This window comes from Tessaracoccus lapidicaptus (genome assembly GCF_001693815.1).
In the GTDB taxonomy this organism is placed as follows: Bacteria; Actinomycetota; Actinomycetes; order Propionibacteriales; family Propionibacteriaceae; genus Arachnia; species Arachnia lapidicapta.
Map to the genome: position 1 here is coordinate 1 of NZ_MBQD01000016.1, position 1,392 is coordinate 1,392.

The following is a 1,392-nucleotide window of genomic DNA, read 5'->3' on the forward strand; positions in this document are numbered from 1 at the left end:
GTGTGAGTCCCGTGGAGTGGTGGGGTTTCAGGGAGGGCGTGTCCTGAGCTGATGGAGGGGGCCATCGGCGTGATCCTCGGTTGTAGCGCCAACTACCACCGTGAAGGAGTTCACACCGATGGCCCTGTCCCAGTCTGCCGTGTCCGAACTGCTCGAGGCGTTCCGCGCCGGCGACGGCGTCGATCTGGTGCGCGAGTCCGTGCGGCTCGTGCTCCAGGAACTGATCGAAGCCGAAGCCGCAGAGGTGATCGGCGCCGCCCGCTACGAACGGTCCCCCGACCGTGTCACCGAACGCAACGGTTCCCGACCGCGGACCCTGCTGACCAAAGGCGGCGACGTGGAGGTGTCGATTCCGAAGCTGCGGAAGGGATCGTTCTTCCCCTCCGTGCTCGAGCCTCGGCGCCGGATCGATCAGGCCCTGTATGCCGTGGTGATGGAAGCCTGGGTCGGTGGGGTGTCGACCCGCAACGTCGACGCGCTGGTCGAAGCGCTGGGCGGATCGGGGATCTCGAAGTCGGAGGTATCGAGGATCTGCGGGCAACTCGACGAGGAGGTCGGCCGTTTCCGCACCCGACGACTCGACGCCATCGAGTACCCCTACGTGTTTCTCGACGCGACGTACCTCCACGTCCGCAGCAACCATCTGGTCACCTCCAAAGCGGTCGTGGTCGCGACCGCTGTCGCCGGCGATGGGCGCCGGGAGATCCTCGGCCTTGACGTCGGGGACAGTGAGGACGAAGTGTTCTGGCGCGGGTTCCTCACCTCGTTGAAGGGCCGCGGCCTGCACGGGGTCCGGCTGGTCATCTCTGATCAGCACGCTGGCCTGACCGCGGCGATCGTGCGCTGTTTCCAGGGCGCGGCCCATCAACGCTGCCGGGTCCACTTCGCCCGCAACCTCCTCGCCCTGGTCCCGAAATCCCAGATGGACATGGTCGCAGCCGTGTTCCGCACGATCTTTGCTCAACCCGACCCCGACACCGTGAGCAGCACCTGGGACTCGGTCCGCGACCAGCTCGCCGACCGGATCGTCAAGATCGGACCCCTGATGGATACGGCCAAGACCGAGGTCTTGGCCTTCGCCGGGTTCCCGCGGGCGCATTGGAGCAAGATCTGGTCGACCAACCCCCTGGAAAGGTTGAACAAGGAGATCAAACGCCGCGCCCGCGTGGTGGGGATCTTTCCCAACGAGGCCTCCGTGATCCGCCTGGTGGGGATGATCCTCGCTGACACCAACGACGAATGGATCACCGACGAACGCCGCTACCTCTCCGAAGGATCCATGGCGCTACTGCTCCCCGCCCGCGATAATGAACCCATCGCCGCCATCACCGGCGGCGACGCGTGAGCAACCGGGGAACACCCCGAAAGCCCACCACCCAGCGGGGCGCAATC

The 1,392-nt window shown here is 66.0% G+C and carries 1 protein-coding gene; it reads left to right on the forward strand.

Features of this window, described 5'->3' with window-relative positions; genetic code table 11:
* Positions 1-118 precede the first annotated feature (118 nt).
* A complete protein-coding gene (locus BCR15_RS05255) occupies positions 119-1,345 on the forward strand; it encodes an IS256 family transposase (RefSeq protein WP_068751158.1) in 1,227 nt (408 codons plus the stop codon).
* The last annotated feature ends 47 nt before the right edge of the window (positions 1,346-1,392 follow it).